Origin of the sequence: Acidovorax sp. YS12, assembly GCA_021496925.1 — a bacterium.
Classification (GTDB): domain Bacteria; phylum Pseudomonadota; class Gammaproteobacteria; order Burkholderiales; family Burkholderiaceae_C; genus Paenacidovorax.
On the sequence record CP053915.1, the window covers coordinates 3,227,160 to 3,251,017 of the forward strand.

General features: G+C 69.9%; 22 protein-coding genes. 14 read left to right on the forward strand and 8 right to left on the reverse strand.

What is annotated here, in order from left to right:
* Positions 1–109: 109 nt before the first annotated feature.
* Complete coding sequence (locus tag YS110_14530; protein UJB65884.1) at positions 110–1,006, reverse strand: helix-turn-helix transcriptional regulator; 897 nt, start codon at positions 1,004–1,006, stop codon at positions 110–112.
* Between the two features lie 48 nt (positions 1,007–1,054).
* Here YS110_14530 and YS110_14535 point away from each other — a divergent pair, with 48 nt between their 5' ends.
* Positions 1,055–2,326: an MFS transporter gene (locus YS110_14535; GenBank protein ID UJB65885.1), complete on the forward strand. Its 1,272-nt coding sequence runs from the start codon at positions 1,055–1,057 to the stop codon at positions 2,324–2,326.
* 82 nt (positions 2,327–2,408) lie between these two features.
* Here the strand turns inward: YS110_14535 and YS110_14540 are convergent, their stop codons facing one another.
* Both YS110_14540 and YS110_14545 read right to left on the reverse strand, forming a co-directional pair.
* On the reverse strand, positions 2,409–2,918 hold the full coding sequence (locus tag YS110_14540; GenBank protein ID UJB65886.1) for a GNAT family N-acetyltransferase: 510 nt from the start codon (positions 2,916–2,918) through the stop codon (positions 2,409–2,411).
* Positions 2,915–3,619, reverse strand: a complete 705-nt coding sequence (locus tag YS110_14545) for a riboflavin synthase subunit alpha (protein ID UJB65887.1) — start codon at positions 3,617–3,619, stop codon at positions 2,915–2,917. The genes YS110_14540 and YS110_14545 overlap by 4 nt, the downstream gene beginning before the upstream one ends.
* A gap of 114 nt (positions 3,620–3,733) precedes the next feature.
* Here YS110_14545 and YS110_14550 point away from each other — a divergent pair, with 114 nt between their 5' ends.
* The 5 genes from YS110_14550 to YS110_14570 are packed head-to-tail and all read left to right on the forward strand — an operon-like array spanning position 3,734 to position 8,949.
* The gene (locus YS110_14550) at positions 3,734–4,366 is read left to right on the forward strand and encodes a TetR/AcrR family transcriptional regulator (GenBank protein ID UJB65888.1); all 633 of its coding nucleotides are present in this window, start codon (positions 3,734–3,736) and stop codon (positions 4,364–4,366) included.
* A complete protein-coding gene (locus YS110_14555; GenBank protein UJB65889.1) occupies positions 4,363–5,514 on the forward strand; it encodes an efflux RND transporter periplasmic adaptor subunit in 1,152 nt (383 codons plus the stop codon). Before YS110_14550 ends, YS110_14555 begins: the two co-directional genes overlap by 4 nt.
* Positions 5,511–6,725: an ABC transporter permease gene (locus tag YS110_14560; GenBank protein UJB65890.1), complete on the forward strand. Its 1,215-nt coding sequence runs from the start codon at positions 5,511–5,513 to the stop codon at positions 6,723–6,725. Before YS110_14555 ends, YS110_14560 begins: the two co-directional genes overlap by 4 nt.
* Before the next feature lie 6 nt (positions 6,726–6,731).
* Positions 6,732–7,454 (forward strand): ABC transporter ATP-binding protein, encoded by a 723-nt coding sequence (locus YS110_14565; protein UJB65891.1) that lies wholly within the window; start codon positions 6,732–6,734, stop codon positions 7,452–7,454.
* A 22-nt stretch (positions 7,455–7,476) separates the two neighbouring features.
* The gene (locus YS110_14570) at positions 7,477–8,949 is read left to right on the forward strand and encodes an efflux transporter outer membrane subunit (protein ID UJB65892.1); all 1,473 of its coding nucleotides are present in this window, start codon (positions 7,477–7,479) and stop codon (positions 8,947–8,949) included.
* A 492-nt stretch (positions 8,950–9,441) separates the two neighbouring features.
* On the opposite strand, the gene YS110_14575 is transcribed toward YS110_14570, so the two are convergent.
* The 3 genes from YS110_14575 to YS110_14585 are packed head-to-tail and all read right to left on the reverse strand — an operon-like array spanning position 9,442 to position 11,833.
* On the reverse strand, positions 9,442–10,827 hold the full coding sequence (locus YS110_14575) for a sensor histidine kinase (protein UJB65893.1): 1,386 nt from the start codon (positions 10,825–10,827) through the stop codon (positions 9,442–9,444).
* On the reverse strand, positions 10,824–11,495 hold the full coding sequence (locus YS110_14580; GenBank protein ID UJB65894.1) for a response regulator transcription factor: 672 nt from the start codon (positions 11,493–11,495) through the stop codon (positions 10,824–10,826). Before YS110_14580 ends, YS110_14575 begins: the two co-directional genes overlap by 4 nt.
* On the reverse strand, positions 11,495–11,833 hold the full coding sequence (locus YS110_14585; protein UJB65895.1) for a PepSY domain-containing protein: 339 nt from the start codon (positions 11,831–11,833) through the stop codon (positions 11,495–11,497). The genes YS110_14580 and YS110_14585 overlap by 1 nt, the downstream gene beginning before the upstream one ends.
* Before the next feature lie 129 nt (positions 11,834–11,962).
* Here YS110_14585 and YS110_14590 point away from each other — a divergent pair, with 129 nt between their 5' ends.
* The 3 genes from YS110_14590 (at position 11,963) to YS110_14600 (ending at position 14,551) form a co-directional block, all read left to right on the forward strand.
* Complete coding sequence (locus YS110_14590) at positions 11,963–12,244, forward strand: PepSY domain-containing protein (protein ID UJB65896.1); 282 nt, start codon at positions 11,963–11,965, stop codon at positions 12,242–12,244.
* Between the two features lie 41 nt (positions 12,245–12,285).
* Entirely contained in the window at positions 12,286–13,665 is a 1,380-nt protein-coding gene (locus YS110_14595; GenBank protein ID UJB65897.1) for a ferric reductase-like transmembrane domain-containing protein, read from the forward strand.
* Between the two features lie 94 nt (positions 13,666–13,759).
* Positions 13,760–14,551 carry an alpha/beta fold hydrolase gene (locus YS110_14600; GenBank protein ID UJB65898.1) on the forward strand — a complete coding sequence of 264 codons (792 nt, stop codon included), beginning with the start codon at positions 13,760–13,762 and terminating at the stop codon, positions 14,549–14,551.
* 82 nt (positions 14,552–14,633) lie between these two features.
* Here the strand turns inward: YS110_14600 and YS110_14605 are convergent, their stop codons facing one another.
* A complete protein-coding gene (locus YS110_14605; GenBank protein ID UJB65899.1) occupies positions 14,634–14,921 on the reverse strand; it encodes a hypothetical protein in 288 nt (95 codons plus the stop codon).
* 67 nt (positions 14,922–14,988) lie between these two features.
* Between YS110_14605 and YS110_14610 the strand changes: the two genes are divergently transcribed.
* The 5 genes from YS110_14610 (at position 14,989) to YS110_14630 (ending at position 22,746) form a co-directional block, all read left to right on the forward strand.
* Positions 14,989–16,269: a glutamate-5-semialdehyde dehydrogenase gene (locus YS110_14610; GenBank protein ID UJB65900.1), complete on the forward strand. Its 1,281-nt coding sequence runs from the start codon at positions 14,989–14,991 to the stop codon at positions 16,267–16,269.
* Between the two features lie 60 nt (positions 16,270–16,329).
* Positions 16,330–17,805 carry a Trk system potassium transporter TrkA gene (gene trkA / locus YS110_14615; GenBank protein ID UJB65901.1) on the forward strand — a complete coding sequence of 492 codons (1,476 nt, stop codon included), beginning with the start codon at positions 16,330–16,332 and terminating at the stop codon, positions 17,803–17,805.
* A gap of 28 nt (positions 17,806–17,833) precedes the next feature.
* Complete coding sequence (locus tag YS110_14620; protein UJB65902.1) at positions 17,834–19,300, forward strand: TrkH family potassium uptake protein; 1,467 nt, start codon at positions 17,834–17,836, stop codon at positions 19,298–19,300.
* A gap of 104 nt (positions 19,301–19,404) precedes the next feature.
* Complete coding sequence (gshA, locus tag YS110_14625; GenBank protein UJB65903.1) at positions 19,405–20,697, forward strand: glutamate--cysteine ligase; 1,293 nt, start codon at positions 19,405–19,407, stop codon at positions 20,695–20,697.
* A gap of 180 nt (positions 20,698–20,877) precedes the next feature.
* Positions 20,878–22,746 (forward strand): potassium transporter Kup, encoded by a 1,869-nt coding sequence (locus tag YS110_14630; GenBank protein ID UJB65904.1) that lies wholly within the window; start codon positions 20,878–20,880, stop codon positions 22,744–22,746.
* A gap of 234 nt (positions 22,747–22,980) precedes the next feature.
* On the opposite strand, the gene YS110_14635 is transcribed toward YS110_14630, so the two are convergent.
* Positions 22,981–23,817 carry a hypothetical protein gene (locus YS110_14635; GenBank protein UJB65905.1) on the reverse strand — a complete coding sequence of 279 codons (837 nt, stop codon included), beginning with the start codon at positions 23,815–23,817 and terminating at the stop codon, positions 22,981–22,983.
* Positions 23,818–23,858 lie beyond the last annotated feature (41 nt).

A 23,858-nucleotide genomic window follows, 5' to 3' on the forward strand; every position in this document is an offset into this window, starting at 1 on the left:
CAGTGTGTGGGAAAACGGTGGCACGGTCATGGTCCTGAGTGTGTGCTATTAAATGGATAGCTTCCAGCGCTTGCCACATCAGCGTCAGAAGCCAAAAGAACCGATGGTTTCAGGGCGATGCATCCACCACCGCCTCCACCGGCTGCTGCCCCAGGAAGCGCCCCGGCGGCACGCCCACCGTGCGGCGCACCATGGCGCTGAAGGCGCTGGGGTTGTAGCCCAGCTCGGCCGCGATCTGGCCCATGGGCGTGCGCGCCGCCGCCAGGGCCACGGCCTTGGCCAGCACCACCTGCTGGCGCCATTGGGTGAAGCTGCTGCCCAGTTCCTGGCGGAACAGCCGGGCCACGGTGCGCGGGCTGGCGCCCGAGTCCTGCGCCCAGCCCTGCAGCGTGGCGTGGCGCGTGGGGTCGTCCAGCACTGCCTCGCACAGCTGGCGCAGGCGCTTGTCGCGCGGCAGCGCCACGCCCAGGGGCACGGCGCGGGCGCGGCGCAGTTCGTCGAGCACCAGGGCGCTGATGTGGCGCTCGCGCCGCAGCGCCTCGGGCGCGGGCGGGCTGGCGCTGTCGGGCGTGGTGTCGAGGGCGCGCACCAGCGCGTGCAGCAGCGCCGACACTTCCAGCACCCGGCACTGCTGCCAGGCAGGTCCGGGCGCGCCGGTGCCGCCCGGCCCGCTGCGCCCGCGCGGCTGGTACAGGTACAGCGTGTGCAGGTGCGCCGCGTCCACCATGGTCACCGCGTGCTCCACGCCGGGCGGAATCCACAGCGCGCGCGAAGGCGGCACGATGTACGTGCCGCGCGCGGCGGTGAGCCGCACCACGCCCTCGGTGGACAGCGCCACCTGCGCCCAGGCATGGCTGTGGGGCAGCACGTGCGTGTCCGCCGGCAGGTAGCGCGCCTTGGCGCGCAGCGGGCGGCGCGCGGTGGGCTCGAACAGGTGGGGCGTGAGCGCGTCCACCGGCGGGACGCTGGCGCCCGACGGCGCGCGGGGCGGTGCATGGTTTGGCATGTTCGCGATATTAATTGGCAGGCTGTCGCTAACCGGCCGCAGCCGTCCATGCCTACCATCGCTGCCATGACGACATCCGCTCCCCTGCCTGCCTTGCGCCAGGACGCGCGCACCATCGGCCTCATCGGCCTGGCGCACGGCTCCTCGCACTTCTTCCACATGCTGCTGCCGCCGCTGTTCCCGTTCCTGATCGCGGAGTTCGGCTACAGCTACTCGCAACTGGGGCTGCTGCTCTCGGTGTTCTTCATCGTCTCCGGCGTGGGCCAGGCGCTGGCGGGCTTTCTGGTGGACCGGGTGGGCGCGCGCCCGGTGCTGTTCGGCGCGCTGGGCAGCTTCGTGGCCTCGGGCCTGGTCGCGGGCAGCGCTGGCGGTTACCCCGGGCTGGTGCTGGCGGCGGTACTGGCGGGGCTGGGCAACGCGCCGTTCCACCCGGTGGACTTCACCATCCTGAACAAGCGCGTGTCGCCGCAGCGCCTGGGCCACGGCTTCGCGGTGCACGGCATCTCGGGCAACCTGGGCTGGGCCACGGCGCCGGTGTTCATGGCGGGCATTGCCACGGCCACGGGCTCGTGGCGCGTGGCCTGCCTGAGCGGCGCGGCCCTGGCCCTGCTGGTCCTGGCCACCATGGTGTGGCACCGCGACGCGCTCGACGACCGCCAGGGCGCGGCCGCCGGGCCGGGCGGCAAGGCCGCGCCCGCCACGGTGCCCGAGCATCCGCTGGCTTTTCTCCGGCTGCCGTCGGTGTGGCTGTGCTTTTCCTTCTTCTTCTGGAGCACCTGCTCGCTGAGCGCCATCCAGAGCTTCGCCAGCCCGGCGCTGCAGCAGATGTACGCCATGCCGCTGTCGCTGACGGCCATGGTGGTCACGGGCTACATGCTGTGCAGCGCCGCCGGCATGGTGGTGGGCGGCTTCATCGTGGGGCGCGTGGCGCGGCTGGAGAAGACCATCAGCGCCTGCCTGCTGGCCTCGGCGGTGCTGCTGCTGCTGGTGGCCCTGGGCTGGCTGCCGGGCGCGGCGGCCCTGGCGCTGGTGGCCCTGGCGGGGACGGGCATCGGCATCGCCGGCCCGTCGCGCGACATGCTCATCAAGCGCGCTGCGCCGCCGGGCGCCACGGGGCGCGTGTACGGCACGGTCTACTCGGGGCTGGACCTGGGCTTTGCCGTGGCGGCACCGCTGTTCGGCGCGCTGCTCGACCGGGGGCAGACCGCCGCCATCTTCTACGGCTCGGCCCTGGCGCTGGTGCTGGGCGTGGCCTCGGCGGGGCTCGTGGGCGCCGGCGTGGCGGCGCGTGCGGCAAGGCCCGTGGGGGCTTCGGCCTGAAGCCGGATAGATGCTCTTGAAAAGAGAGCTGCTGGCGCTTGCTGGGTAAGGGTTGGAGCCGTTTTTTGCTTTGAATGGCGCGCTATGGCGCCGCCAGCGCGCGCGCCATGTAGACCGCGCCTTCGCCATAGCTGGCCAGGTGCTGGCGCTGGCGCGCATCGGGCACGGCCCGCGGGACGTAGCCCTGGCGCTCCCAGTAGCCTTGCGAGCCCTGCACGGACACCAGCGCGCTGTGGCGCAGGCCCTCGGCCCGGGCGCGCGCCCACAGGGGCATCAACAGCGCGCGGGCCAGGCCCTGGCCGGCACAGCGGGGCAGCACGGCCATGTCGTGCAGGTACAGCGTGTCGGGGGCCGCGCAGGCCGCGAAATCGCCGTGCAGCGGCGTGACCTTGCCCAGGCAGGAGCGGTACGCCGCCAGGTAGGCCACGACCTGGCCCGCCTGCGCGATCACCAGCGAGCACTGCGCCGGGCTGGCCAGGCGGCGCACGAAGACGTCTGCGCTTTCGGCGAACGCCGCGCCGTAGCATGCCTGCTGCACCGCCAGCAGGCCGGGCAGGTCCGCCGCCGCCAGGGGGCGGGGCAGGGCGTTCATCGGGGCAGTTGCGGGCGCGGCAGGTAGTCGTCCAGCGACAGGCCTTTTTCCTGCAGCAAGGCTTCGAGCACCGGGGCCAGGCGGCCCAGGCTTTCTTGCACGGCCTCGCGCACCGTGTCCACCACCACCTGCGTGCTGCGCTCGATCTCGATGTTCAGGCAGCCACCCACCGGTACGTCCTCGAACACCGTGGCGCGGCGCGTCTCTGGGATGAGCCAGACCTCGAACCAGCCCTCGGCGCGGTTCACCTCGGCCACGGTGAGGCTGGCGCCGTGCAGGGCGATGTAGCCCTTGGCGAACACGTAGCGGCGGAACGCCTCGGGCACGGCCACGCGCCAGACGAGGTTGTTCTCCAGTTCGCGGCGCTCCACGAGCGTGCCGGTGAAATCCACGTGGCCCGACAGCGGGTGGCCGCCGATCTCGGCGCCGTCCTTGGCGGCGCGCTCCACGTTCACGCGGCCACCCTCACGGTAGCTGCCCAGCGTGGTGATGTTGAGGCTTTGCAGCATCACGTCGAAGCAGGCCTGCGTGGGCGAGAGGATCTCGGTCACCGTCAGGCACACGCCGTCCGTCGCCACGCTGGCGCCGATGGCGAGCTGATGGCAGAAGCCCTCGGGAAAGTCGAGCGTGAAGGTGCGCAGGCCCGCGCGGTCGTGGATGGCGGCGATGGTGGCCGTGGCTTGGACGATGCCTGTGAACATGGGCGGTCGGCGGAAAGCTGCAAAGCGACCGATTGTGCCAGCGCCTTCTTGATAGGCACCCATGGGACTGCCGCGGCATTGACAAGATAGTAATAAGTTACTATCTTTCATGCCATGAACTCACCTGCCAAATACCTGTCGGCCGAAGCGCGCCGGGCTGCGACGGTCGAGGCGGTCATCCAACTGGCTGCGCAGACGCCTCCGAGCGAAATCACCACCACGGCCATTGCCCAGCACATGGGCGTGACACAAGGTGCTTTGTTCAAGCATTTCCCTACCAAGGAGGCGATCCTCGAGGCCGTCATGGTCTGGGTCGCCGAGCGCCTGCTCAGCCGGGTGGACGAGGCCGCGCAAGCCGCCCAGGCCCTTGGGGGGGCGTTGGCGGCGCTGGAGGCCGTGTTCCTCGCGCACGTAGACTTCGTGGTGGAGCATCCTGGCGTACCGCGCATGCTGTTCGGTGAACTGCAGCGCAGTGAAATGACCGCCCCCAAGCGCGTGGTGCAAACGCTGCTGGGCCACTACGGCGCACGCCTGCAGCAATGGCTGGCCGAAGGCCAGGCCCAGGGCCAGGTCTCTGGCACCCTGGACTGCGCTACCGCCGTCACGCTCTTCATTGGCTCCATCCAGGGCCTTGTCATGCAATCGATGCTGGCTGGCGACGTCCTGCACATGCGCCGGCAGGCGGCGCAGGTATTCGCGTTGTACCGACGCGCCGTTACTGCGGTTCCGGCAGGAGATGCACCATGAAATTTCCAGCCCTGCAACGGCGCACATTGGCGCTGGCAGCCCTGCTGCTGCCCCTGGCCGCGCTGCTGGGCTATGTGGCCCTGCGCTCGGGGCCCCTGGCTCCCGTGGCCGTCACCGAAGCCGAGGTACGCGGCCAGGTGCTGCGGCCCGCGCTGTTCGGCATCGGCACCGTGGAGGCGCGGCAGACATACCGCATCGGCCCCACCGCAGCAGGGCGGCTGCAGCACCTGGCCGTGGACGTGGGTGACGCCGTGCGCGCAGGCCAGATCCTGGGTTCGATGGACCCTGTGGATCTGGACGAACGCATCCGCGCCCAGGAAGCGGCGCGCAAACGCGCCGACGCGGCCGTGCGCGAGGCCAGCGCCCGCCAGGCATTCGCTGCAGCCCAGGCGCAGCGCTACACCCAACTGGAGGCCGCGCGCTCGACCAGCGAAGAGACCGTGCTGCTCAAGCGCCAGGAGCTGGCCGTGGCCGATGCCGCCCTGGCTGCCGTGCGCGAGGAGGCCGCCCGGGTGCAGGCGGATACGGCTGCCCTGCGCAGCCAGCGCAGCCACCTGCGCCTGCTGGCACCGGCGGACGGCGTGGTGACCTTGCGCGACGCGGAGCCTGGCAGCACCGTGCTGGCAGGCCAGGCTGTTCTGGAAGTAGTGGCGCCGCACAGCCTGTGGGTCCATCTGCGCATCGACCAGGCCAGCGCCGCGGGCCTTGCCGCGGGCCTGCCGGCGCAAGTGCATCTGCGCTCGCACCCCGGTGCACCGTTGCCCGGGCGGGTGCTGCGCGTGGAGCCCAAGGCGGACGCCGTGACGGAGGAAACGCTGGCCAAGGTGGTTTTCACGCAACTGCCCACGCCTTTGCCACCGTTGGGTGAGCTGGCCGAGGTCACGGTCGACCTGCCTGCGCTGCCGGCTACGCCAGTGGTGCCCAATGCCGCCCTCCAGCGGCTTGGTGCGCAGCGGGGGGTATGGCGCTATGGCCCGGGCGGCCTGGACTTCACCCCGGTCACCACGGGACGCGCTGACCTGAATGGCAACGTGCAGGTACTGCAGGGTCTGGAGGAGGGCGCCCGCATCATCGTTTACAGCGAAAAAGCACTGACTCCGCGCAGCCGCGTGCGCGTGGAGCCCCAACTGGCCAAGGCCACGCCATGATTTCCCTCGCGGGCCGCGACATTCTGCACAGCTGGGGCAAGTTTGTCTTCACGGGGGTGGGCCTGGGGCTGCTCATCGGCGTCACGCTGGTCATGGCGGGGGTGTACCGGGGCATGGTTGACGACGGCCAGGCCTTGCTGGACAACAGCGGCGCCGACCTGTGGGTGGTGCAGCAGCATACGCAGGGGCCGTACGCTGAATCCTCCAGCCTGAGCGACGATGCCTACCGCACGCTGCGCGGCATCGAGGGCGTGGCCGAAGCGGCCAACGTGACCTACTTCACCATGCAGGTGCGCCGCGACACGCCGGTGCAGAAGGACGTGCGCGCCATGGTGGTGGGCATCACCCCAGGCGCCGGCTGGGGCGCGCCTGGCCATCCCCCCGCGCTGGTCGCCGGGCGGCACATCACCCGCGGCCACTACGAGGCCGTGGCCGACATGGCCTCGGGCGTTGCGCTGGGCGAGCAGCTGACGATCCGGCGCAACCAGTACACCGTGGTCGGCCTGACGCGGCGCATGGTGTCTTCCAGCGGCGACCCCATGGTGTTCATCCCGCTGAAGGACGCCCAGCAGGCGCAGTTCCTCAAGGACAACGATGCCATCCACCGCCAGCGCCAGCGCACGGCGGCCAACCCGGCGTTCAATCGTCCCGGAGTGCCTGGCCTGCGCGAAGCGATCGATGCCTCGCAAACCAGCAGCAGCACCGTGAACGCGGTGCTGCTGCGCCTGGCGCCCGGCGCCGATGCGCAGGCCGTCGCCGACACGGTTCGCCGCTACGTGCGCCTGGGCGTCTACACGCGGGCGCAGATGCAAGAAATCCTGGTCAGCAAGCTCATCGCCACTTCGGCGCGCCAGATCGGCATGTTCCTGGCCATCCTCGCGCTGGTGAGCGCGGCCATCGTTGCCTTCATCATCTACTCGCTGACCATGGACAAGATCCGCGAGATCGCGGTGCTCAAGCTCATCGGCACCAAGAACCGGACCATCGCCGCGATGATTCTGCAGCAGGCCCTGGCGTTGGGCCTGATCGGTTTTGCCGTAGGGAAGGTCAGCGCTACGTTCGCCGCGCCGTTCTTTCCCAAATACGTGCTGCTGGTGCCGCAGGACTCGCTGGCCGGGTTCTTCGCCGTGCAGGCGCTGTGCGCGCTGGCCAGCGTCATTGCCATCCGCGTGGCGCTGCGCATCGACCCCGCCGAAGCCATCGGAGGGTGACAGGAGATGGCCATGACAGAGCCGCACCACGGCATCCACATACAGGGCCTGTCCAAGCGCTATGGCAGCGGCGATACCGCGGTGCTCGCGCTCAAGGACGTCAACATGCAGGTCGCCCCCGGCGAGGTGGTGGGCCTGATCGGGCCCTCGGGCTCGGGCAAGAGCTCGCTGCTCAAATGCCTGGGCGCCGTCACCGACCCCACTGCGGGCCGCATGACGCTGGGCGGCCAGACCATCTACGACAACGGGTGGCAGGTGCGTGATCTGCGTGCGTTGCGGCGCGACAAAATCGGCTTCGTCTTTCAGGCACCGTACCTGATTCCGTTCCTGGACGTGACCGATAACGTCGCTCTGTTGCCCATGCTGGCCGGCCTGCCCAACGGCCAGGCGCGTGCGCGGGCGCTGGAGCTGCTGCGTGCGCTGGACGTGCAGCACCGCGCGCGCGCCATGCCCGCGCAGCTGTCAGGCGGCGAGCAGCAACGCGTGGCCATCGCCAGGGGGCTGGTCAACCGCCCGCCCGTGATCCTGGCCGACGAACCCACGGCGCCACTGGATTCGGAGCGCGCGCTCGCGGTGATGCGCATCCTGGGCGAGATGGCGCGCACTTACCACACCGCCATCGTCGTCGTCACCCACGACGAAAAAATCATCCCGACGTTCCGGCGGCTGTACCACATCCGCGACGGGGTCACGCACGAAGAGGCGGGCCAAGCCCGGCCTTTGGCTTAACCCACGCTTTCCACGTCTCACCATGCGTCCTCCTGTCCCCGTCGTGTCGCTCCCTTTGGGGGGCGCCCATGTCCGCATTCTCACCATGGCCCTGGGCTGCCTGCTGGCGGCATGGCTGACGGGCTGCGTCAGCAGCCGCCAGGAGGCGGCCCCTCCTGCCGCCGTGGCACCCGATGATGCTCCGGCACCCTGGAGCGACGGCCCGCGTCAGCGGGCCGCTACGCCCCCGCGCGTCGCGGGACTGGCACTGCCCGGCCCCTGGTGGGAAAGCCTGCAGTCGCCAGCGCTGAGCGCACTGATCGCCCAGGCCCAGGCCGCCAGCCCCACGCTGGCCGCCGCCGAGGCGGCGCTGCGCCAGGCCGAGGCCCTGCAGAACGCCCAAGCGGCCATCACCGCGCAGCCCCAGTTCGACGCCACCGTCGGCGCGCAGCGCCAGCACACCTCCCCTGCTGCCCTGGGGCAAAGTGGCGAGGGCCGCAGTTTCAGCCTGTACAGCGCGGGCCTGCAGGTGCGCTACCTGTTTGACCTGTCGGGTGCCAGCCAGCACACGCTCCAGGCCCTCGCGGCGCGCACCGAATGGCGCCGCCACGAGCAGACCGCCGCGCGGCAGGCCCTTGCCGGCCAGATTGCCGCCACCGCCATCGCGCGGGCGCGCTGGGCGGCGCAGGTCGAGGCTACGCACACCCTCGCGCAGCAACAGCAGGCCCAGGCGGACATCGCCCAGGCGCGCTTGCGCCTGGGCCAGGCCACGCCCGACGAAGCCCTGGCACTGCAGGCCCAGGCTGCACAAACCCGTGCCAGCCTGCCTCCGCTGCGCCAGCAGATGCAGCAGGCCGAGCACGTGCTGGCCGTGCTGGCAGGCCAGCCCCCCGGCATGCAGCCCCTGCATGCTTTCGCGTTGGGCGACTTCACCCTGCCGGCGCAATTGCCGCTGCGTGTGCCCTCGCAGCTGGTACGCCAGCGGCCAGACATCCAGGCCAGCGAGGCGCTGTTGCACGCCGCCCACGCCGAGCACGGCGCCACCGTGGCACGACGCTACCCGCAGCTGCAGCTGAGCGCCAACCTGGGCAGCCAGGCCCTGACCAGTGGCGCTCTGTTTGGTGCGGGCGCGGCGGTGTGGGCGCTGGGCGGGCAACTGGCGCAGCCGCTTTTCAATCCGGCGCAGCAGGGCCAGGAGGCGGCGGCGCTGGCTGCGCTGCAAGCGGCCAGCGGCCAGTACCAGAGTGTGGTGCTGCAGGCATTGCGCCAGGTGGCCGACGCCCTGGGTGCCCTGGACCACGGCGCGCAGGCCCTGCAGTCCCTGCGCGAAGCCGATTCGGCAGCCGAGGGTTCCGCGCGCACCGTGCAGCGCCGCTACGCCCTGGGTGCGGCCAGCTACGTACAACTGGTGCAAGCCCAGCAGCAGGTGACGCAAACCGCCCTGCTGCTGGCCCAGGCCCAAGCGCAGCAGCTGGCCGACTGCGTGGCGTTGTACCAGGCCTTGGGCACGCCTTGAGTCAGGCGGTGCCGCGTGCCCGGTGCAAGTGCCACCTGTATGGACGAAACATGAAGAAAAAAGGCTTCAGGGCATACCCACGCAGCGCGAGTAGCTATGTTTTTTGATGGAATTCTTGCCTTGGCAGCCTGCCAAGGCCTTATCAGTTTTCCATGGCGCTGCGCGCCACCCGCAGCCCATGAAACCGGCGCGGCCCATGCGCGGGCCACCGCGCAAGGGCCGCCCCGCCGCGCTGGTGGCGTCCCCCTGCCCGCATGGCGTAGCCATGCGAGAGCGGGGGGAAGGCGCGAAGCGCCTCAGGGGGGTGTTGTTTCATCTCAGTTTTCCATGGCGCTGCGCGCCACCCGCAGCCCATGAAACCGGCGCGGCCCATGCGCGGGCCACCGCGCAAGGGCCGCCCCGCCGCGCTGGTGGCGTCCCCCTGCCCGCATGGCGCAGCCATGCGAGAGCGGGGGGAAGGCGCGAAGCGCCTCAGGGGGGTGTTGTTTCATCTCAGTCACAGGCCGGCAGGCACAGGCGCAGCCGCGCGCCGCCCAGGGGCGAGGCCAGTGCCTGCACGCTGCCGCCATAGGTCTCGGCCAGTGCGCGCACGATGTCCAGCCCCAGGCCGGCGCCGGGGCGCTGTTCGTCGAGCTGCACGCCGCGCTGGAACATGCGTTCGCGCTGCGCCTCGGGAATGCCGGGGCCGTCGTCGTCCACGGTGAAGCACAGTTGCGCGCCCTCGCGCCGCACGTCCACCACCACGCGCGCACGCGCCCATTTGCCGGCGTTGTCGATCAGGTTGCCCAGCAGTTCGTACAGGTCCTGCGCCTCGCCGCGAAAGGCGCCGTCGTGTGCCTGGGCGGCCAGCGTGAAGCGCACGCCGCGCGCCTCGTGCAGCCGCGCCATGGTGCGCAGCAGCGCCTGCACGGGCGCCAGTACCGGCGTGCGCAGCCCGGTGGCGCGCACGGCGGCGGCGGCGCGCGCGCGCGCCAGGTGCCAGTCCACCTGGCGGCGCGCGCTGGCCACCTGTTCGCCCACCAGCTGCGCCAGCGGGCCGCCGTCTTGCGCGGCGGCATTGGCCAGGATGGACAGCGGCGTGTGCACGGCATGCGCCAGGTTGCCCGCCTGGGTGCGGGCGCGCTGCACCATGTCGGCGTTTTCCGCCAGCACGTGGTTGAACTCGTTCACCAGCGGCTGCAGCTCCTGCGGAAAGCGCCCCTCCAGCTGCGCCGCCTGGCCGCCGCGCACCGCCGCCAGGCGCGCGCGCAGCTGCTGCAGCGGGCGCAGCGCGAGCTGCAGTTGTACTGCCACGGCCACGGCCAGCCCCAGCGCCAGCATGCCCAGCGCCAGCAGCAGCATGCGGGTGAAGCGCTGCAGGGGCTCGGCCACCAGCGCCGTGTCGGCCGCCACCGCCAGGCGCAGCGGCGGCGCGTCGTCGTCGGGCAGTTGCAGGGTGCGCGCCACGGCCAGCAGGTCGTGGCCCTGGGTATCGCGCAGCGCCAGCACCTGGTCGCCCGGCGTGGCGCGCGGGGCTGGGGGCAGGGCCAGGGTCTGGTCCCAGAGCGAGCGCGAGCGCGCCAGCGCCGCCTGGGGCTGTGCGCCCAGCCGGTCGATCTGCCAGTACAGGCCCGACAGGGGCTGGTTCAGCCGCGCATCGGCCGCCATGGGGGCCAGGCGCAGGCGCGCGTCCGCGTCCCAGTCCACGGCGCCGCTGAGGTGGTCGAGCTGCATCACCAGCTGCGCCTGCAGCTGCTGGGTGATGTGCTCCTGGAACAGCGCGCGCAGCCCCCAGCCTGCCAGGGCGACGGTGAGCAGCATCCAGGCCAGCGTGCCCGCCAGCAGGCGCAGGCGCAGCGAGCCGCCGCTGCCGGGGCGGGAGGGCGCCGCCGCGTTCATGCGGCGGCGCTGGCGTCCACCAGCCGGTAGCCCAGGCCGCGCACGGTCTCGATGCTGCCGGGCGGCAGCTTCTTGCGCAGGCGGCCCACGAAGACCTCGATGGTGTTGGAGTCGCGGTCGCTGCCCTCGGCGTAGATGTGCTCCGACAGCTCGGTGCGCGACAGCACCTCGCCCTTGCGCTGCATGAGCTGCGCCAGCAGCTTGAATTCGTGGCTGGTGAGCGCCAGCGGCTGGCCGTGGGCGAGCACGCGCGCCTGGCGCGTGTCGAGCCAGATGGCGCCGCACTGCCACTGCGCGCTGGCGTGCTCGCCCCCACGGCGCAGCAGCGCGCGCAGGCGCGCCAGCAGTTCCTCCATGTGAAAGGGCTTGGCCAGGTAGTCGTCGGCGCCGGCGTCGATGCCCGCCACCTTCTCCTGCCAGGCGCTGCGCGCGGTGAGGATCAGCACCGGCATGTTGCGCCCCGCCATGCGCCAGCGCCGCAGCACCGACAGGCCGTCGAGCACGGGCAGGCCCAGGTCGAGCACCACGGCGTCGAAGTCCTCGACCTCGCCCAGGTAGTGCGCCTGGGCGCCGTCGGCGGCGCTGTCCACCGTGTGGCCGGCGGCGGCGATGGCCTGCGCCAACTGGGTGCGCAGCACGGGTTCGTCTTCCACGACAAGGATGCGCATCACGGTTCCTTGCGCTTGATTTTCAGCACCCGCCCATCGACGGCATCGACCTTGAGCTTGGCCAGTCGCCCGTCGCGCTGCAGCAGGCGGATTTCGTAGATGAAGCGGCCATCGTCGTGCTCGAACTCCACCTTCAGCGCCTGGCCCTGGTACTCGCGCTCGACGCGGTCGAGCACGGTGCGCAGCGGCAGCACCTGCCCCTGCTCCAGCGCCTGGCGCGCGCGGTCGTGGTCATGGCCGCCGTCGTCGGCGTGCAGGACCGTGCCCGCGCCCAGGGCGCAGGCCAGCAGGACCGGCCAGGCCAGGCGGCGCAAACGGAGGGAATCACGGAGGGGCATGGCGGGCTTTTATACCCCTGCCCGGCTGAACGCCGCATGAACGCGGCCTTCAGCATCGGTTCAGGGCGGTTTTTCCAGAATTCGCCACAGGCCAGGCACGGTGCCCGGCCCTGCACAGGAGCAACCATCATGCACAAGACCGCACGCCACTTCATCCTCGCGCTTGCCACGGGCGCCGCCCTCACGCTGGGCATGGCCCAGGCGCAGACGCCGCCCCCCGCCAACGCGCCGCAGCTCACCCTGCGCGAGATCTACGACCGCGTGGAGGCCGCGGGCTACCGCAACATCCGCGAGATCGAGCACGAACACGGGCGCTACAAGGTGAAGGCGCAGAACGCCCAGGGCGCGCGCGTCAAGCTGTACGTGAACGCCGCCAGCGGGGCCGTGGAACACACCCGCACGCGGGATTGAGCCGCCCGCCGCCACCCGTACCACCCACCAAAGAGAACCCCATGCGCACCAAAGCGGCACTCGGCATCTGGCTGCTGGCCATCACCCTGGCATGGGCGGGCGTGGCACCCCCGGATCTCGGCCTGTGGCCGCTGGTGGACGCCCAGGGCGCCGCCGGCGGCGCGTGGCGCCTGCGCCAGCACGCCATCCATCTCACCGGGCTGTGGAGCATCGGCCTGATGGGCCTGGTCATGGTCCTGGCGCTGCGCCTGCCGTGGCTGGAAGGGCCGCTGGGCGGCATGGACCAGGTCTACCGCCTGCACAAATGGGCGGGCATTGGCGCGGCCGTGGCGGCCCTGGCCCACTGGGGCGCCAAGGAGGCGGGCGGCGGCATCAAGGCCCTCTGGGGCCGCGCCGGCCACCCGGCGCGCGACGCCGTGCTGCCCTGGCTCGCCGACAGCCGCGGCCTGGCCAAGGACCTGGGCGAATGGGCCTTCTACCTGCTGCTGGCGCTGGTGGTGCTGACCCTGTGGCAGCGCCTGGTGGCGTACCGGCACTGGCGCATCACGCACCGCGCCATGCCGCTGCTGTACCTGGTGCTGGCCTTCCACAGCGTGGCGCTGATGCCGCGCGGCTTCTGGGCGCTGCCGCTGGGGGCGCTCATGGGCGGCCTGCTGGCGCTGGGCTGCGTGGCCGCCCTGTGGTCGCTGGCGGGCTGGACGGGCGCGCGGCGCAGGCACACGGCCCGCATCGCCTCGGTGCGGCGCCTGGGCGATGCGCCCGGCGCACCGCTGGAGGTGGTGTGCGCCATGCCCCCGGGCTGGCCGGGGCACCGCGCCGGGCAGTTCGCCTTCGTGCGCTTCGACCGTGGCGAGGGCGCCCACCCCTTCACCATCGCCAGCGCGCCCGGCGCGCTGGGCAGGGGCGACGCAGGCGAGCCGCTGCTGCGCCTGGTCATCAAGCCGCTGGGCGACTACACCCGCACCCTGCATGCCCGCCTGCGCGCCGGGCAGCGCGTGGACGTCGAGGGCCCCTACGGACGCTTCGACGGCGCGGGCCAGGCCGGGCGCCAGCAGGTGTGGGTGGCTGGCGGCGTGGGCGTCACGCCCTTCCTGGCGCTGCTGGAAGCCCGCCAGCCAGGCGCCGTGCCGCCCGCCGGCGGCCTGCAGCCGGCGCACCTGCACTACTGCACCCGCGATGCGGCGCGCGACCCGCTGCTGCCGCGCCTGCGTGCGCTGTGCGGCCAGGCCCAGCCGCCCGTGGCGCTGGCGGTGCACAGCGATGCCCTGGGCCAGCGCCTGCGGCCGCAGGACCTGGAAGCGCTGCCCGGCCCGCTGGACATCTGGTTCTGCGGCCCGCCGGGCCTGGGCGCGCTGCTCGCGGCGCACGCCAGCGGGCCGCGCCCCTGGCGCCTGCACCGCGAGTCGTTCGCCATGCGCTGACGAGCGCGCCGCTGTCTCGCTGTCTCCCAGGTGGCTGCGCCGCCGGCGGGGGCATTCCAGCATGGCGCGTTCCAACCAACGACAAGGAGACACCATGCCTTACGCGCACGTGAACGGCCAGCGCCTGTACTACGAGGACACCGGGGGCGACGGCCCGGCCATCGTCTTCTCGCACGGGCTGCTGATGGACGGCAGCATGTTCGCGCCGCAGGTGCAGGCGCTGCGCGGCGCGTGGCGCTGCATCACCTGGGACGAGCGCGGCCACGGCCAGACCGCCACGGGCGCGTGCGCGCCGTTCAGCTACTACGACTCGGCCGACGACGTGGTGGCGCTGCTGGCGCACCTGGGCATCGGGCGCGCGGTGTTCGCGGGCATGTCGCAGGGCGGCTACCTGTCGCTGCGCGCGGCGCTGCGCCACCCGCAGGCGGTGCGCGCGCTGGTGCTGATCGACACCCAGGCCCTGCCCGAGGAGGCCGAGAAGATGGCGGGCCACCAGGCCATCGTCCAGGAATGGCTGGAACGCGGCCTGTCGGACGAGCGCGCGCGCACCATCGAGCGCATCATCCTCGGCGACGGCTGGGAGGGCGCCGCCGCCTGGCGCGCGGCCTGGCAGCGCATGCAGCCGGCCGACCTGCTGGCGTGCTTCACCACGCTGGCCACGCGCGACGACATCAGCGGCGAACTGGGCCGCATCGCCGCGCCCGCGCTGGTGCTGCACGGCGACGCCGACCACGCCATCGCGCTGGAGCGCGCCCAGGCCATGGCCGAGGGCCTGCCGCACGCGCGCATGGTGGTGGTGCCCGGCGCGGGCCACGCGGCCAACCTCACGCACCCGCAGCCGGTGAATGCGGCGCTGGCGCAGTTCCTGGCGCAGCTGCCGCAGTAGGGCTGCTCTTTTATCCATAGCTACCAGCGCTTGCTGTGCAAGGGCTGGATCCCGTTTTGCCCCAAAAACAGGGCGGGCTGGATCAGGCCGCCGCCAGCGTGGCGCGCGCCTTGTCCAGCCACAGCTGCAGGCTGTCCACCAGGTCCTGGTGGCTGAATGAGCAGCTTTCCTCGGTGAACAGGGCGCCGGCCTCCAGCCGGTCGAGCAGGCCGTGCAGCACCTCGGTGTAGCGCGGCGGCAGCGCCGCCAGCAAGGCGGTGTGGGCGCGCGCGCGGGTGCTGAAGGCGTGGTTGCCCAGGCGCTGCGCGCGCAGGGCGTGCAGGTCGTCCTGCAGGGTCTGGAGCTGGTGGGTGGCGAGTTCGGCGGACATGGGGCCCGAGCGTAGCGCCATGGGGATGTCAGCGCAGGCACAGGGGAACTGCGTCAGAATCGCGCGCATGACCGCGCTCGACATCGCTGAATACACCCACACCCTTGGTTCCCAGGCAAAAACGGCCTCAGCCCTGATGGCGCGTGCGCCAGCAGCTATCAAAAACAAAGCGCTGCGGGCGCTGGCGCAGTTGCTGCGCGACAACGTGCAGGCGCTGCAGCACGACAACGCGCGCGACCTGGAGCGTGCCGTGGCCGCCGGGCTGGACGCGCCGATGGTGGACCGCCTCAAGCTCACGCCGAAGGTGATCGAGACCTGCGCCCAGGGCTGCGAGCAGCTCGCGGCCATGCCCGACATCATTGGCGAGATCCTGGGCATGAAGCAGCAGCCCAGCGGCATCCGCGTGGGGCAGATGCGCGTGCCCATCGGCGTGTTCGGCATGGTTTACGAGAGCCGCCCGAACGTGACCATCGAGGCCGCCAGCCTGTCGATCAAGAGCGGCAACGCCTGCATCCTGCGCGGCGGCTCGGAGGCCATCGAGTCGAACAAGGCGCTGGCGCGGCTGGTGGCGCAGGCGCTGGCCCAGGCCGGCCTGCCGGCGCATGGCGTGCAACTGGTCGAGACCACCGACCGCGCCGCCGTGGGCCAGCTCATCGCCATGCCGCAGTTCGTCGACGTCATCATTCCGCGCGGCGGCAAGGGGCTGATCGAGCGCATCAGCGCCGAGGCCAAGGTGCCCGTCATCAAGCACCTGGACGGCAACTGCCACACCTACGTGGACGACCCCTGCGACATCGCCATGGCGGTGACGGTGGCCGACAACGCCAAGACGCAGAAGTACAGCCCCTGCAACGCCAGCGAGGGCCTGCTGGTGGCGCGCGGCGTGGCGGCCGACTTCCTGCCCCGCATCGGCGCCGTGTACGCCGCCAAGGGCGTGGAGATGCGCTGCGACGCCGAGGCCCTGGCCCTGCTGGCCGCCGTGCCCGGTGCGGCGCTGGTGCCCGCCACCGCGCAGGACTGGAGCGAGGAATACCTGGCGCCCATCATCAGCGTGAAGGTGGTGGCGGGCGTGGAGGAGGCGATTGCCCACATCAACCGCTACGGCAGCCACCACACCGACGCCATCCTCACCACCAGCCACGTGCACGCGCAGCAGTTCCTGCGCGACGTGGACTCGGCCAGCGTGATGGTGAACGCCAGCACGCGCTTCGCCGACGGCTTCGAGTACGGGCTGGGCGCCGAGATCGGCATCAGCACCGACAAGTTCCACGCGCGCGGCCCGGTGGGCATCGAGGGGCTGACCTCGCTCAAGTACGTGGTGCTGGGTGAAGGTGAGATTCGCACCTGATGCGCTCCTGATTTAATAGCTTCTAGCGCTTGTCTGCATTGGCTTATGGCCTGATTTGGCATGAAAATCATCATCCTGGGTGCGGGCCGCGTGGGCCAGAGCGTGGCCGACAGCCTGGTGTCGGAGCACAACGACATCACCGTCATCGACACCGACGCCGCGCGGCTGCGCGACCTGGAGTCGCGCCTGGACCTGCGCGGCGTGGTGGGCAACGGCATGGAGCCCCCGGTGCTGGCCGAGGCCGGCGCGCGCGACACCGACCTGCTCATCGCCTGCGCCGCGCAGGACGAGACCAACCTGGTGTGCTGCAAGGTGGCGCAGATGCTGTTCAACGTGCCCACGCGCATCGCGCGCGTGCGCTCGCCCAGCTTCGAGGACGGCAACGCGCTGCTGGCGCCCGACGGCTTCGCGGTGGACCACATCCTGTGCCCCGAGGACTCGCTGGTGCGCTACATCGCCAAGCTGGTGGAGTACCCCGAGGCGCTGCAGGTGCGCGAGTTCGCGGGCGGGCGCGCCAGCCTGGTGTCGGTGCGCGCGCGCCCCGGCGCGCCAGCCGTGGGCCTGCAGATCGGCGCGCTGCGCCAGCAGATGCCCGACGTGGCGGTGCGCATGGTGGCCATCTACCGGCGCTTCGCCGACGAGCCCGACCGCTTCGTGCCCTGCGACGGCAGCACGCGCATCGAGCCGGGCGACGAGGTCTTCGCCCTGGCCAGCCACGCGCGCATTCCGCAGGTGCTGGCGGCGCTGCACCGCCCCGAGGGGCGGCCCGCGCGGCCGGTGCGGCGCATCATGATGGCCGGCGGCGGCCAGGTCAGCGAGCGCCTGGCGCGGCTGCTGGCGCAGCAGGCCGGGCGCTTTCACCTGAAGATCGTCGAGGAAGACCCGCAGCGCTGCGTGGCGCTGGCCTCGGCCCTGCCCGAGGGCGTGCTGGTGCTGCAGGGCGAGACCTCGGACGAGGAGCTGCTGAGCGAGGAGGGCATCGAGGAGGTGGACTTCTTCCTGGCGCTCGGCGACGACGACGAGAACAACATCATGGCCTGCCTGCTGGCCAAGCGCCTGGGCGCGCGCCGCGTGCTGGCGCTCATCAACCGCCACACCTACGCCGACCTGATGCACGGCACGCAGATCGACATCGCGCTGTCGCCCGCGCAGGCCATGCTGGGCGAGCTGCTGGCCTACGTGCGCCGCGGCGACGTGCAGGCCGTGCACAGCCTGCGCCGCGGCGTGGCCGAGGCGCTGGAGATCGTGGCGCGCGGCGACCGCAAGAGCTCGCGCGTGGTCGGGCGCCAGGTGGAGGACCTGCCGCTGCCGCCCGCCGTGCACATGGGCCTGATCATCCGCGGCCTGCCCGACCCCGAGGCGCCGCCGCCGCCCGAGGGCGCCATCGTGCCGCTGCAGGCGAGCGAGCCCGAGGTCATCCTGCCGCGCAGCCACACGGTGATCGAGCACAACGACCACGTGGTGTTCTTCCTGCCGAACAAGCGCCTGGTGCGCGAGGTGGAGAAGCTGTTCCGCGTCAGCGCCACTTTCTTCTGATTCTTCCGACGACCCCTACGGCCCGGCCATGAGCGACCTCTTTCCCGTTCTGCGCGTGCTCGGCATGCTGCTGTGCATGTTCGCGCTGGCCATGGGGGTGCCGCTGGCCGTCTCGCTGGGGCAGGCCGACGGCGTGTGGCAGGCCTATCCGCTGGCCATGCTGGTCACGCTGGCCTGGGGCGCGGGCCTGTGGTGGGGGCTGCGGCGCCACAAGCGCGAGCTGCAGCCGCGCCACGGGGTCATTTTGGTCACGCTGGTGTGGGTGCTGCTGCCGCTGTGCGCGGCGCTGCCGCTGTGGCTGGCGCTGCAGTGGGTGAACCACCCGGTGACGTTCACGCACGCCTACTTCGAGGCCGTCTCGGGCCTGACCACCACCGGCTCCACGGTGCTCAGCGGGGTCGATGCGCTGCCCCTCTCGGTGAACGTGTGGCGCACCTTCCTGCAGTGGCTCGGCGGCATGGGCATATTGATCCTGGCCGTGGCCGTGCTGCCGCTGCTGGGCGTGGGCGGCGCCCAGCTGTTCAAGGCCGAGGCGGCCGGCCCGATCAAGGACACCAAGCTGACCCCGCGCATGACCGAGACGGCCAAGGGCCTGTGGGGCGTGTACGCGGTGTTCTCCGTCACCTGCGCGGCGGCGTTCTGGGCCGGCGGCATGTCGTTCATGGACGCGCTCATGCACATGTTCACCACGGTGAGCCTGGGCGGGCTGTCGGCGCACGACGCGAGCTTCGCCTACTTCGACTCGCCGCTGCTCGAAGCCATCGCGCTGGTGTTCATGCTGGCCGCGAGCTGCAACTTCGCGCTGTACTTCATCGCGCTGCGCAAGGGCCACTGGCGCGGCTTCTGGCGCGACCCCGAGATGCGCGCCACCATGGTGGCGCTGATCGGCGGCGGCCTGCTGGTGGCGCTGCTGTTGTGGGCCAAGGGCGTGTACGCGCCGCTGCAGGCGCTGCGCCACGGCATGTTCCACGTGGTGTCGGTGGCCACCACCACGGGCTTCGCCACGCAGGACTACCTGCAGTGGCCGGTGTTCGCGCCGGTGTTCATGCTGCTGCTGTCGGGCGTGGCCACCAGTGCGGGCTCCACGGGCGGCGGCATCAAGATGGTGCGCATGCTCATCCTCATCAAGCAGGCGCGGCGCGAGCTGACGCGCCTGGTGCACCCGCGCGCCGTGCAGCCGGTGCTGCTGGGCGGCCACGTGGTGGACAACCGCATGATCTTCTCGGTGCTGGCCTTCATGCTGGTGTACGGCGCCACGGTGATCGTGCTCAGCATGGTGCTGCTGCTGACCGACATCGATCCGCTGACCGCCTTCTCGGCCGTGCTCGCCAGCGTGCACTGCATGGGGCCGGGGCTGGGCGCCGTCGGCCCCAGCTCCAACTACGCGGTGCTGACCGACTTCCAGATCTGGGTGTGCACCTTCGCCATGCTGCTGGGGCGGCTGGAGATCCTGAGCTTCATGGCCATGCTTTCGCCGGCGTTCTGGAAGCGCTGAGGTCCGGCGGCCCCGGCCCGGGTGCATTTTCATATGCCGCGAGGCGCATAAGCCGCGCCGCGCATCCCTAAAATGCCCCGGTTGACCTTCACACCAGGGCATTTATGGTTCCGCATCTCATCACCGCGCTCACGGGCCCGATCAACGAGCTGGAGCAGCGCATCCTCGATTCCATGCCCGCCATCGAGCGCTGGTTCCGCCTGGAGTGGATGGAGCACACGCCGCCGTTCTACAGCTCGGTGGACATCCGCAACGCCGGCTTCAAGCTCGCGCCGGTGGACACCAACCTGTTCCCCGGCGGCTGGAACAACCTGACGCCCGAGATGCTGCCGCTGGCCGTGCAGGCGGCCATGGCGGCAATCGAGAAGATCTGTCCCGAGGCGCGCAACCTGCTCATCATTCCCGAGAACCACACGCGCAACACCTTCTACCTGGCCAACCTGGCGCAGCTGGCGCGCATCTTCAACATGGCCGGGCTGCACGTGCGCATCGGCTCCGTCAGCCCCGAGGTGAAGAAGCCCACGCGCGTGGCCCTGCCCGGGGGCGAGGAGATCACCATCGAGCCCGTGGTGCGCACCAAGCACCGCCTGGGGCTCAAGGGGTTCGACCCCTGCACCATCCTGCTGAACAACGACCTGTCGGCAGGCGCGCCCGGCATCCTGGAGGAGCTGTACGAGCAGTACCTGCTGCCGCCGCTGCACGCGGGCTGGAGCGTGCGCCGCAAGAGCCGCCACTTCAAGAGCTACGAGGAGGTGGCCAAGCGCTTCGGCAAGCTGCTGGGCATCGATCCCTGGCTCATCAACCCGCTGTTCAGCCAGTGCGGCGCGGTCGATTTCGCCGAGGGCCAGGGCCTGGAGGGCCTGCAGACCCAGGTGGACGCGCTGCTGGCCAAGGTGCGGCGCAAATACAAGGAATACGGCATCAACGAAAAGCCCTTCGCCGTCGTCAAGGCCGACAACGGCACCTACGGCATGGGCATCATGACCGTGCACGACGCCAAGGAGCTGGAGCAGCTTAATCGCAAGAGCCGCAACAAGATGGCCGTCATCAAGGACGGCCAGACGGTGAGCGAGGTCATCGTCCAGGAAGGCGTGCGCACCCAGGAGCGCATGCACGAGGCCGTGGCCGAGCCGGTGGTGTACATGATGGACCGCTACGTCGTCGGCGGTTTCTACCGCGTGCACGCCGAGCGCGGCGACGAGGAAAACCTCAACGCCCCGGGCGCGGCCTTCGTGCCGCTGGCCTTCGCCCACGGTGGCCAGCTGCCCCAGCCGGGCGCGCGCCCCGGCGCCAGCGCGCCCAACCGCTTCTACATGTACGGCGTGGTGGCGCGCCTGGCCATGCTGGCCGCCAGCTACGAGCTGGAGGCCACCGACCCCGAGGCCGAGGTGTACTGACCCCCCCTGAGCGGCGGGGCGGCCCTTGCGCGGCGTCTGCTGGCCTGGGGCGCGCCGGTTGCATGGCTTGCGGGGAGTTGTCGCGTTGCAACAATACGTACGCGCCTGGCGGCGCGCCACGGGGAGGCCAGCGCACAATAGCGCTCCCACACCACATGGAACCCCGCCGGGTCCCAGACAGTGCAAAGCACCAAATCACCGCTGGGAGCGCTCGTCCTCGGTGCCATTGGCGTCGTCTACGGCGACATCGGCACCAGCGTTCTCTACACCGTCAAGGAAGTGTTCGGCTCGGGCCACGTGCCGTTCACCACCGGCAACGTCTACGGGATCCTGTCGATCCTCTTCTGGACGCTCACCTTCATCGTCTCGCTCAAGTACGTCGTGCTGGTGCTGCGCGCCGACAACAACGGCGAGGGCGGCCTGATCGCCATGCTGGCGCTGGCCTCGCAGTCGGTGAAGGACAAGCCCGCGCTGCGCCGGGCCCTGCTGGTGGTGGGCATCTTCGGCACCTGCCTGTTCTACGGCGACGGGGTCATCACCCCGGCCATCACGGTGCTGGGCGCCGTGGAGGGCCTGGAGGTGATGTCGCCCAGCCTGCACGGCGCCATCATCCCGCTGACGCTGGTCATCCTGCTGGGCCTGTTCATGGTGCAGAAGCACGGCGCCAGCAGCATCGGCCGCTTCTTCGGGCCGGTGATGATCGTGTGGTTCGTCACCATCGCGGCGCTGGGCGTGGCGCAGATCACGCGCCACCCCGAGATCCTGTGGGCGCTGAGCCCGCATTACGCGCTGGGCTTCATGCTGGCCAACCCGGGCACCACCTTCGTGCTGCTGGGCGCCGTGGTGCTGTGCGTGACCGGTGGCGAGGCGCTGTATGCCGACATGGGCCACTTCGGCAAGCGGCCCATCCGCGTGGCCTGGTTCTCCATCGCCATGCCGGCGCTCACGCTCAACTACTTCGGCCAGGGCGCGCTGCTGCTGGAGAACCCCGAGGCGGTGAAGAACCCCTTCTACATGCTGGCCCCGGCATGGGCGCTGATGCCGCTGGTGGTGCTGGCCACGGCGGCGGCCGTGATCGCTTCGCAGGCGCTCATCACCGGCGCCTACAGCGTGACCAAGCAGGTCATCCAGCTCGGCTATCTGCCGCGCCTGCGCGTGGAGCACACCAACGTCAAGGAAGCCGGGCAGATCTACATGCCCTTCGTCAACTGGAGCCTGTTCGTGGCCATCGTGCTGGCCGTGGTCATGTTCCGCTCCAGCAGCAACCTGGCGGCGGCCTACGGCATCGCGGTGACGCTGGACATGCTCATCACCACCACGCTGACCTTCTTCGTGGTGCGCTACAACTGGCGCTACCCGCTGCCGCTGTGCATCGCGGCCACGGGCTGCTTCTTCCTGGTCGATCTGGCCTTCTTCAGCTCGAACCTGCTCAAGCTGCTGCAGGGCGGCTGGTTCCCGCTGTTCATCGGCGCCAGCGTATTCCTGCTGATGATGACCTGGCAGCGCGGGCGCGAACTGCTGCACGACAAGCGCCACGCCGAGGCCATCGACCTGCGCGACTTCCTCGCCTCGGTGCTGATCAGCCCGCCCACGCGCGTGGACGGCACGGCCGTGTTTCTCACGGGCGAGCCGGGCATCGTGCCCAACGCGCTGCTGCACAACCTCAAGCACAACAAGGTGCTGCACGCGCAGAACCTGTTCGTCACCGTGCGCAACCACGAGGTGCCCTGGATCGGCATGGACAAGCGCCTGCAGATCGAGCCCCTGGGCAGCGACTGCTGGCAGGTGACGGTGAACTACGGCTTCAAGAACGACCCCGACCTGCCGCGCGCGCTCGGCCTCATGCGCGGGCGCGGCTGCGAGCTCGACGGCATGACGACCAGCTACTTCCTCTCGCGCGACGTAGTCACGCCCAGCGTGGGCAGCGGCATGGCGCCGTGGCGCGAAAAGCTGTTCGCGCAGATGCACCACAACGCCAGCGGCGTGGCCGACTTCCTGAACCTGCCGAGCAACGCGGTGGTGGAGCTGGGGTCGAAGATCGAGATTTGAGGTGTTTCCAGGTAACGCAAAATCACTACATAAACACATACAGCGCATCTGTCAACATCGGCTGGTACCGAATTGAAGTTGCCAATGAACCCGATGTGGGAGTCGGTGGCAGTAATGTCCAATATGTCACGCTGGGCCACATTTGCAGTCAAACCCTGATAAATTCTGAGCATACATAAAGGTGATTCCTGGTTATCAGAAGAAAAACATAAAAAAGGGGCGTAAGCCCCTTTTTTATTCGGATGAACCAAATTTTTCTTCTCTTTCCTCTATCTTGTAGCGCACCTCGCCATTTCTTTGCAGTTGATACACCCACAAATTGGAGTGAAATCCGGGGATCGTGAGCGGATTCTTGGCAGTTCCGACATGCCCTGAGCGCGATTGTTGCCGCCCAATTTCATCGGTATTGAATATCAGCCCCATGTCTATGGTTTTTTTGAAGGTGCTGAAATCAAGGTGGTATTTGCCGACGCCTGATTCTTGTACGTAGTCTCGGGCGACAAAATCTATCATGGCTCCCGCATAGGCTACGGCGCTATCCACCAGCGCCTTCGACTGGTTGGCAAGGTATTCAACGACTGCTCTTTGATCATTGGTGAGTGCGTTTTTTCCATTTGTGATGGCGATTTTCTTGTCTTCGGTCACGGTAAAGCCAAAGCCTGACGGTATGTCCGGATAGTACATGGCGATCTTCTTTTGTAGATCAAGCCATGCCGCATTGGCAGCACGGTATTCGGCACCCTCGCCGTTCAGGTTCAAGAAGGCCCTGAATTTTTCTATTCCATCAGATGTTCTTCTATCGGGGATGGCTTCGCCGGTTTTGATGTCAACGATATAGGTGCCTGACATTTTCATTTTGGTCGGGCTGTACACGAAGGTCTCATTCGCCCTGGCCGCAATCCTTTCCTCCATGGTGATCTGCATGGATTGCTCCATCGCTTCCGCCGATCCTTCGGACAGGGTGACGCCCTCGGGCGGCTGCGACGGCAAGCTGCCCGTAAAGGGCGCGGCAGGCGCTTGGGGCCGCAGCTGCGTTCTGGCGTTGCTGACCATGCTGGTGATGTCCATCATTCCCTCCTTGTGCTGTATATCCCGGTACATCGGCACATGCA